The 7,472-nt window shown below is 68.1% G+C and carries 9 protein-coding genes; 2 read left to right on the top strand and 7 right to left on the bottom strand.

The features are described 5' to 3' along the window. Both CQY20_RS32635 and CQY20_RS32630 read right to left on the bottom strand, forming a co-directional pair. Positions 1 to 1,107: magnesium chelatase ATPase subunit I (locus tag CQY20_RS32635; protein WP_234816523.1), on the bottom strand; the 1,107-nt coding region annotated here is incomplete at its 3' end. Next, positions 1,104 to 1,571: a GNAT family N-acetyltransferase gene (locus tag CQY20_RS32630; RefSeq protein WP_097945293.1), complete on the bottom strand. Its 468-nt coding sequence runs from the start codon at positions 1,569 to 1,571 to the stop codon at positions 1,104 to 1,106. The genes CQY20_RS32630 and CQY20_RS32635, both read right to left, overlap by 4 nt. 105 nt (positions 1,572 to 1,676) lie before the next feature. Between CQY20_RS32630 and CQY20_RS32625 the strand changes: the two genes are divergently transcribed. Then, positions 1,677 to 2,693 (top strand): alpha/beta hydrolase, encoded by a 1,017-nt coding sequence (locus CQY20_RS32625; protein WP_097945299.1) that lies wholly within the window; start codon positions 1,677 to 1,679, stop codon positions 2,691 to 2,693. A gap of 5 nt (positions 2,694 to 2,698) precedes the next feature. After that, positions 2,699 to 4,111 (top strand): mycothione reductase, encoded by a 1,413-nt coding sequence (gene mtr, locus CQY20_RS32620; protein ID WP_097945297.1) that lies wholly within the window; start codon positions 2,699 to 2,701, stop codon positions 4,109 to 4,111. A 1-nt stretch (position 4,112) separates the two neighbouring features. Here mtr and CQY20_RS32615 read toward each other — a convergent pair whose 3' ends face one another. The 5 genes from CQY20_RS32615 to CQY20_RS32595 all read right to left on the bottom strand — a co-directional run bounded on the left by CQY20_RS32615 (position 4,113) and on the right by CQY20_RS32595 (position 7,232). Next, a complete protein-coding gene (locus CQY20_RS32615) occupies positions 4,113 to 4,850 on the bottom strand; it encodes an energy-coupling factor ABC transporter ATP-binding protein (protein ID WP_097945291.1) in 738 nt (245 codons plus the stop codon). Then, positions 4,847 to 5,623 carry a cobalt ECF transporter T component CbiQ gene (gene cbiQ / locus CQY20_RS32610; RefSeq protein ID WP_097945289.1) on the bottom strand — a complete coding sequence of 259 codons (777 nt, stop codon included), beginning with the start codon at positions 5,621 to 5,623 and terminating at the stop codon, positions 4,847 to 4,849. Before cbiQ ends, CQY20_RS32615 begins: the two co-directional genes overlap by 4 nt. Positions 5,624 to 5,625: 2 nt before the next feature. Next, positions 5,626 to 5,979, bottom strand: a complete 354-nt coding sequence (locus tag CQY20_RS32605) for a PDGLE domain-containing protein (RefSeq protein ID WP_097945287.1) — start codon at positions 5,977 to 5,979, stop codon at positions 5,626 to 5,628. Further along, positions 5,976 to 6,656: an energy-coupling factor ABC transporter permease gene (locus tag CQY20_RS32600; RefSeq protein WP_097945295.1), complete on the bottom strand. Its 681-nt coding sequence runs from the start codon at positions 6,654 to 6,656 to the stop codon at positions 5,976 to 5,978. Before CQY20_RS32600 ends, CQY20_RS32605 begins: the two co-directional genes overlap by 4 nt. Before the next feature lie 246 nt (positions 6,657 to 6,902). Further along, entirely contained in the window at positions 6,903 to 7,232 is a 330-nt protein-coding gene (locus CQY20_RS32595; RefSeq protein ID WP_097945285.1) for an ArsR/SmtB family transcription factor, read from the bottom strand. Positions 7,233 to 7,472: the final 240 nt, after the last annotated feature.

Below are 7,472 nucleotides of genomic sequence, written 5' to 3'. Positions count from 1 at the left end.
CGGCGCCCCATCCCCGACCCCCGGCACGACGAGGTTCCGGGTCTTGAAGACGCCCGACGGAGTACCGCTGGAGCGCGTCTGTGACGACGAATTCCCTTGCACCGTCGAGGTTTCCGACGACGTGTTCGACGCTCCCCCGCCGTTCGGCGGATCTGGCTCCGGCTCCGGCTCGCCGTCGCGGCCATCACCGTCGGCCTGCGCCATCGCGTCGTCAAGCTGCTGCGGATCCAGCCCGGGGTCGTCGAACGGGTCGCGCCTGCGTCGATGCGGCAGCGCCAGTTCGGCCGCCACCCGAATGTCCTCCTCACCGACAGTCGACACGCCCCGCCATGCGGCGTGGGCGACCGCGGTGCGCGCCACCACCAGGTCGGCACGCATGCCGTCGACGTCAAATGCCGCGCACAGCGCCGCGATTCGCCGCAATTCGTTGTCGGGCAGCTCCACTGCGCCAACGGCCGCGCGAGCAGACGCTATGCGGCGGGCCAACTCCGCGTCCTGTTCGGCGTAGGCGGCCGCGAACCCTTCAGGGTCGGCCTCGAACGCCATCCGCTGCCGGATCACGTCGACGCGCACATCGACATCGCGCGACGCCTGCACGTCGACCGTCAGGCCGAACCGGTCGAGCAGTTGCGGCCGCAGCTCGCCTTCTTCCGGATTCATCGTGCCGATCAACACGAACCGCGCCTCGTGGCTGTGCGAGACGCCGTCGCGTTCGATGTGCACACGGCCCATCGCGGCCGCGTCGAGCAGCACATCGACCAGGTGGTCGTGCAAAAGGTTGACCTCGTCGACATAAAGCACGCCCCCGTGCGCGCGGGCCAGCAAGCCCGGCTTGAACGCGTGCTCGCCGTCGCTGAGCACCCGCTGCAGATCGAGCGAGCCGACGACACGGTCCTCTGTGGCGCCGATGGGCAGCTCGACCAGCGCCGCGGCCGAATCGACCGCCGAGAGCACCTGGGCGAGGCCCCGCACAGCCGTCGACTTGGCGGTGCCCTTCTCGCCGCGGATCAGCACCCCGCCGATCTCCGGACGCACCGCGCACAGCAGCAGCGCCAGCCGCAATCGGTCGTGCCCGACGATCGCGCTGAACGGATAGGTGGGCGTCACGATGGCTCGGTTTCGCTGCGACCACGCAGCATCGGGACGTGCGGGACACCGTCGTCAAGGAATTCTTCGCCGTCGCGGACGAAGCCGAGTTGGGAGTACATGTCCTCCAGATAGGTCTGGGCGTTGATGCGGCAGGCGTAGTCTCCCACCTCGGCCAGCGCGGCCTGCAGCAGCCGGTTCGCATGGCCCTGACCTCGGTCGGAGCGCTTGGTGCAGACCCGGCCGATCCGGAACCCCTTCTCGCCGCCTGCGTGCTCCTCCATCAGTCGCAGCGTGCAGATCACCTCGCCGTCGGGCGTCTCGAGCCAGAAATGCCGGGTTTCGGCCAGCAGGTCGCGCCCGTCGAGCTCCGGATACGGGGTCGCCTGCTCGACGACGAACACCTCGACCCGCAATTTCAGCAGCTTGTAGAGCGTGGCGGTGTCGAGGTCCTTGGCCCAGGCGCGGCGCAGCGCAACGCTCATCGATCGCTCATGGATGAAGCACCGGCCCTGGCTGACACGGTCCCAGGTTAGCCCGCGCGCCGAGGCGTCAGACCGGGCACCTGCCGCGCAGTTAAGGTGGCTGACGTGACTGTCTGGGAGCCCGACGTGCTACCCGGCTACCGCCAGCAGACCCTTGCGCTTGGCGTCGATCCGGACGGCGAGGGCGAGCTGGTAGCCACCCTCGTTCATGCGGGCGAGCGCGACGACGCCGCCGAACACGCCGTGCTCGCGGTGCACGGCTACACCGACTACTTCTTCCACACCCAGGTCGCCGACTTCTTCCTCGCGCGCGGCTTCGCGTTCTACGCCCTCGACCTGCACAAGTGCGGCCGCTCGTGGCGGGAGGGCCAAACCCCGCACTTCACCACCGACCTGGCCCGCTACGACGCCGAACTCGAACACGCCACCGACATCATCGCCGCGGCCACCGGCGGGGCGAAGGTGCTGGTGTATGGCCATTCGGCCGGCGGGCTGATCGTCTCGCTGTGGCTGGACCGGCTGCGGCGCCGCGGCGCCACCGCCGCCAAGAACATCACCGGTCTGGTGCTGAACAGCCCGTGGCTGGACCTGCAGGGGCCGGCCGTCCTGCGCACCGTCGGCACCGCCGCGCTGCGTGCAATCGCGCCGGTCCGCAAGAAGCACATCGTTCGCCCGCCCACCGAAGGGGGCTACGGCACCACGCTGCACCGCGACTATGACGGCGAGTTCGACTACGACCTGAGGTGGAAACCGGTGGGCGGATTTCCCGTCACGGTCGGCTGGATCAACGCGATCCGGCGCGGGCACGCACGCCTGCACCGCGGTCTCGACGTCGGCGTGCCCAACCTGATCCTGCGCTCCGATCACAGCGTGCGGGAAGTGCCCAACCCCGACGCCATCCAGCGCGGTGACGCCGTGCTCGACGTCAAACAGATCGCGCGGTGGGCAGGCTGCATCGGCAATCGCACCACGATCGTGCCGATCGTCGACGCCAAGCACGACGTGTTCTTGTCGTTGGCCGAGCCGCGTCGGGCCGCGTTCGACGAACTGGGCCGTTGGTTGGACTGGTATGTCGAGTGGTCGCGATCCCGTTGCGCCACCGAACAATGCGAGCGAGGATGACACCGTTGGAACATTTCGACATCGCGATCATCGGCACCGGATCCGGCAATTCCATTCTGGACGAGCGTTTCACCGACAAGCGCGTCGCGATCTGCGAACAAGGCACGTTCGGCGGGACGTGCCTGAATGTCGGCTGCATCCCGACGAAGATGTTCGTCTACACCGCCGAGAAAGCCGAGCACGTCCGCGACACAGCGCGATTCGGTATGGACGCCACACTCGACGGCATCCGCTGGAACGACATCGTCTCGCGGGTGTTCGGCCGCATCGACCCGATCGCGGTGGGCGGCGAGAACTACCGCCGCTCTTCGCCGAACGTCTCGGTGTATGACACGCACACCCGCTTCGGACCGACCCAACCCGACGGCCGCTACACGCTGCGCACCGACGGCGGTGAGGAGTTCACCGCCGATCAGGTGGTGATCGCCGCGGGCGCGCGCGCGACGGTGCCCGACGCGATCAGGGAATGCGGTGTCACGTACCACACCAGCAACACCGTCATGCGAATCCCTGATGTGCCAAAGCATCTCGTCATCGTCGGCGGTGGGTTCGTCGCCGCGGAATTCGCGCACACCTTTTCGGCGCTGGGCTCGCAGGTCACCCTCGTCATCCGCTCGAGCACGCTGTTGCGCCACACCGACGACACGATCTGCGAGCGGTTCACCGACATCGCGTCCAGGAAGTGGGAGATCCACAGCCACTGCAACGTCATCGGGGCGACCGAGGACGACGACGGCATCCACCTGAAGTTGGACAACGGCGCGACGCTGGACTGCGATACCGTTCTGGTGGCGACGGGCAGGGTGCCCAACGGTGATCTGCTCGACGCCGAGGCCGCTGGCATCGAGGTTCGCGACGGCCGGGTCATCGTCGACGAATACCAGCGCACCACCGCCCGCAACGTCTACGCCCTGGGCGACGTCAGCTCGGAGTACCAACTCAAGCACGTGGCCAACCACGAGGCCCGCGTGGTCCGCGAGAACCTGTTGCTCGACTGGGACGACACCGACTCGCTGAAGCAGTCGGATCACCGCTATGTGCCATCGGCGGTGTTCACCGATCCTCAGATCGCGATGGTCGGGCTGACCGAAAACCAGGCCCGCGCGCAGGGTTACGACGTGCGCTCCAAGGTCCAGGACTACGCCGACGTGGCCTACGGCTGGGCGATGGAGGACACCAGCGGCATCGCCAAGATCATCGTCGAGGCCGACACCGGCAAGATCCTCGGCGCCCACATCATGGGCTACCAGGCGTCCTCGTTGATCCAGCCCATCATTCAGGCGATGAGCTTCGGCCTGGCCGGCCAGGACATGGCCCGCGGCCAGTACTGGATCCACCCGGCGCTGCCCGAGGTCATCGAGAACGCGCTGTTGGCGCTGTGCGGCGAGCCGCCGTGGCCGCCTGCCCGCAGGCACTGAGTCATTCGGCGGCGGGGACGGCGAAACCCCATGGGAGTTCGAGTCGATTCGCCTCGAGCAGTTCGGCGTCGTTGAGGACGGCGTTGATCGGACCGTCGGCCACCACGGTGCCGCCCGACATCACCACGGCCCGGTCGCACAGCTGCGCGGCGTACGGCAGGTCGTGGGTGACGATCAACATGGTGGCGGTCAAACCGCCCAGCGTTTCGGCGAGTTCGCGCCGCGCGACGGGATCGAGGTTGGCTGACGGTTCATCGAGCACCAGCACCTCGGGCCGGCAGGCCAGGACCGTGGCCAGCGCGGCACGGCGTCGCTGGCCCGCCGACAGATGGGCCGGGCTGCGATCGGCCTGATCGGTCAGCGACACCGCCTCCAGCGCGTCACGCACCCGGCTTGCCAGCTCGTCGCCGCTCACCCCGAAGTTCGCCGGGCCGAACGCGACGTCCTGCGCGACGGTCGGCATGAACAACTGGTCGTCGGGGTCCTGGAAAACCAGACCGACGCGACGCCGGATTTCGCGAAGAGTCTTGCGGCTCACGGGGATACCACTGATCTGCACCGACCCCGCGGTGGCCGACAGCACGCCGTTGAGGTGCAGCATCAGGGTGGTCTTGCCCGCGCCGTTGGGCCCGAGCACCGCGATCCGCTCCCCCGGCTCAATGGTCAGGTCGACGCCGTCGAGGGCGACGTGCCCGTCGGGGTAGACGTGCCGAAGGCCTTCCACGCGCACCGCGGTCATCGGATCACCCACGCTGAAGCGGCGACCACGACCGCACACGCCGCGGGTACCAGCGCCAGCGACCACTGCGCGGCGGTGGCTTTCGGCGCTCCCGCGACGCCGGACAACTCGGGTGCGCGTCCGTCGAATCCGCGAGACAGCATCGCCACGTAGACGCGTTCACCGCGCTCGTAGGACCGCAGGAAAAGCGTGCCAACGGATCTGGCGATCGCCCCGACCTGATGAAGCGCGCGCGGCGAATCGCCACGCGACAGCCGCGCCATTCGCATGCGTCCCGCCTCGGCGGCCAGCACGTCGATGTAGCGCAGCATCAGGATGAGCACCGAGGTGATCATCGCGGGGACACCGAGGCGACTCAGCGCGATCGGAAGCTCGCGCGCGGTGGTGGTGGCCGCGACGGTCAGGGACGCGGCCACGCCGAGCGTGCCCTTGATGACGATTCCCCACGCCGCATACAGGCCGCTGACCGAAAGGCTGAGCCCGGCGACGTGGATGCGTTCACCACCTTCGGCGAACGGCAGCAGTGCGGCCAGCACGAGGAACGGCGCCTCGATGAGCATGCGCGGCAGGATCCACCGCAGAGGGATGTGGGCCAGAAACCAGACCGCGACAACGATTAACGCGTAGACAGCGAACGGCCAGAACACCTCTCGCGGCGTCGCCACCACCGCGAGGACGAACACCACCAGGCAGACGACCTTCACCTCGGCCGGTGCGCGGTGCACCACCGAGTGCCCGTCCCGATACAGCGGGTGTGCGTGCCCGGCGCCCACGGCTATTCGCGCCCGGCCGCGCGGGATTTGGACCGGGAGATCGCCCAGAACGCCGCACCGGCCACCGCGAGGGTCACCGCCACTCCGATGACGCCGGCCAGGCCGCCGCTCCACTCGTGTCCCGCGACTGTGTAGTCGGCCAGCGGTGAGGCGGACAGCGGATGGTCGGAGGCGTGCTGGGCGATGCAGTCGCCGGTCAGCACCTCTTCTCCGCCGTTCTCGATCACCTGGCAGCCCTGCAGGGTCGCCGAATCCAGGCCGTCGGGGCTGGAGCTGGCGAAATAGGAGACGCCGCCGGCCACCACCAGCGTCACCACGGCGAAAATGGCCCAGAACATCCCGCGACGGCGTGTCATGCCGGCACCTCCACCCGCGACCGGCGCAACAGGTAGACGAGGTCAGGACGCGCCTGTGCGACGGCCATCACGGTGACCGCGGTGATGACGCCTTCACCGATTCCGATGAGCAGATGGGTGCCGAACATGTAGCCCGCCACCATGCCCAACGACGTCGACGACGCCCCGCCGATGGCGTATTCGATCACGAATCCCATTGCCGCGCAGACAGTTCCGACAACCGCGGCGGCGAAAGCGATACCGCCGAGCACCCGGGTGCGCACCTGTTCGCTGCCGCGGCGCGCCACCGAGTACAGCAGCACGGCGGTGCCGTAGCCCGCCGCGACGCCGATGAGCGCCATGTTGGTGATGTTGGTGCCCAGCGCCGTGACGCCGCCGTCGGCGAACAGAAGCGATTGCACGACGAGCACGATCGCGATGCACAGCGCGCCGGTGAACGGACCGACCAGGATCGCCGCCAGCGCACCGCCGAGGAGATGGCCGCTGACGCCGGGCAGGATCGGGAAGTTCACCATCTGCACGGCGAAGATGAACGCCGCCACCAGACCCGCCAGCGGTACCGCCCGTTCGTCGAGTTCGGCGCGGGCCCGCCAGGCGCACAGCCCCACTGCGGCGAGGGCCAGGACGGCGAAAGAAACCGAGGTCGGCGCGTTGACGATGCCATCGCTCATATGCATGGCGACGTAGGAGACATCCACGTTCGGAAGCCTAGGACGCCGCCTCACATCTGTCTAGCTGAACACATATTCAGGTTTCGGTGCCGCCGTCTTCAGCAAGCGACGGACCTCGACAGTGCCTCCCGTTGTAGCGCCGGCTCATCGACCGGAAGGCGACGAGCCCTGACGCACCGACGATGGGCGACGGGGCTGGATGAACCCGTTTAAAGATCGTGAAATGCGCTGGTCGAGCGCAAGTGCGGTTGTTCAGCCGTGCCGGGCGCCGATCCTGTGCAGCAGTTCGTGGACGATCTCGTCCTCCAGCCGGTAGCTGACCTCTCGGCCGACCCGGGTCGAGGTCACCCAGCCCTGCTGGCGAAGCACTCGAAGCGCTTGCGAGACGGCGTTTTCAGACCGCCCGAGCGCGGCGGCCAGGTCACCGACGCAGATTCCGGGTGCCCGATGCAGGCACAGCAGGATCTCCAGCCGGTTGGGATCGGACAGCAAGTCGAAGCGCAGCGTCCAGCCGGCGGTATCGACGTCGGCCAGTGCCGACGACGCACGCTCGACGAGCATCTCCTTCGCGGGCTTGTCCATTGCTGACAATTTAATCCAGCCGCAGGCACCCGGCGGCTGGATCGACGCGCTGCTGCCCCGCTACTGTCCCCGCTTGGTCGCGGTTACCAGTAGATATTCGGCCTGGTAGAGCGTCGCGGACGGCTCGGCACCCGCGCCCTGCGCATTGACCGCCGAGCGTGAAGCGTCTGCGAAAAACTGAGCCGAAACTCGCCGAGGCTTCACGTTCGACGCAGGGTGGGGTTGGCGCCCGGGGTGGGT

It is taken from the genome of Mycolicibacterium agri (assembly GCF_002553505.1).
In the GTDB taxonomy this organism is placed as follows: Bacteria; Actinomycetota; Actinomycetes; order Mycobacteriales; family Mycobacteriaceae; genus Mycobacterium; species Mycobacterium agri.
This window is presented reverse-complemented; position numbering and strand designations above follow the sequence as displayed.

What these genes read in the sequence shown, in the direction of transcription:
- CQY20_RS32630 (WP_097945293.1), bottom strand. Translation starts at nt 1,571, where the DNA reads ATGAGCGTTGCGCTGCGCCGCGCCTGGGCCAAGGACCTCGACACCGCC.
- CQY20_RS32615 (WP_097945291.1), bottom strand. Translation starts at nt 4,850, where the DNA reads ATGACCGCGGTGCGCGTGGAAGGCCTTCGGCACGTCTACCCCGACGGG.
- CQY20_RS32605 (WP_097945287.1), bottom strand. Translation starts at nt 5,979, where the DNA reads ATGACACGCCGTCGCGGGATGTTCTGGGCCATTTTCGCCGTGGTGACG.
- CQY20_RS32600 (WP_097945295.1), bottom strand. Translation starts at nt 6,656, where the DNA reads ATGCATATGAGCGATGGCATCGTCAACGCGCCGACCTCGGTTTCTTTC.
- CQY20_RS32595 (WP_097945285.1), bottom strand. Translation starts at nt 7,232, where the DNA reads ATGGACAAGCCCGCGAAGGAGATGCTCGTCGAGCGTGCGTCGTCGGCA.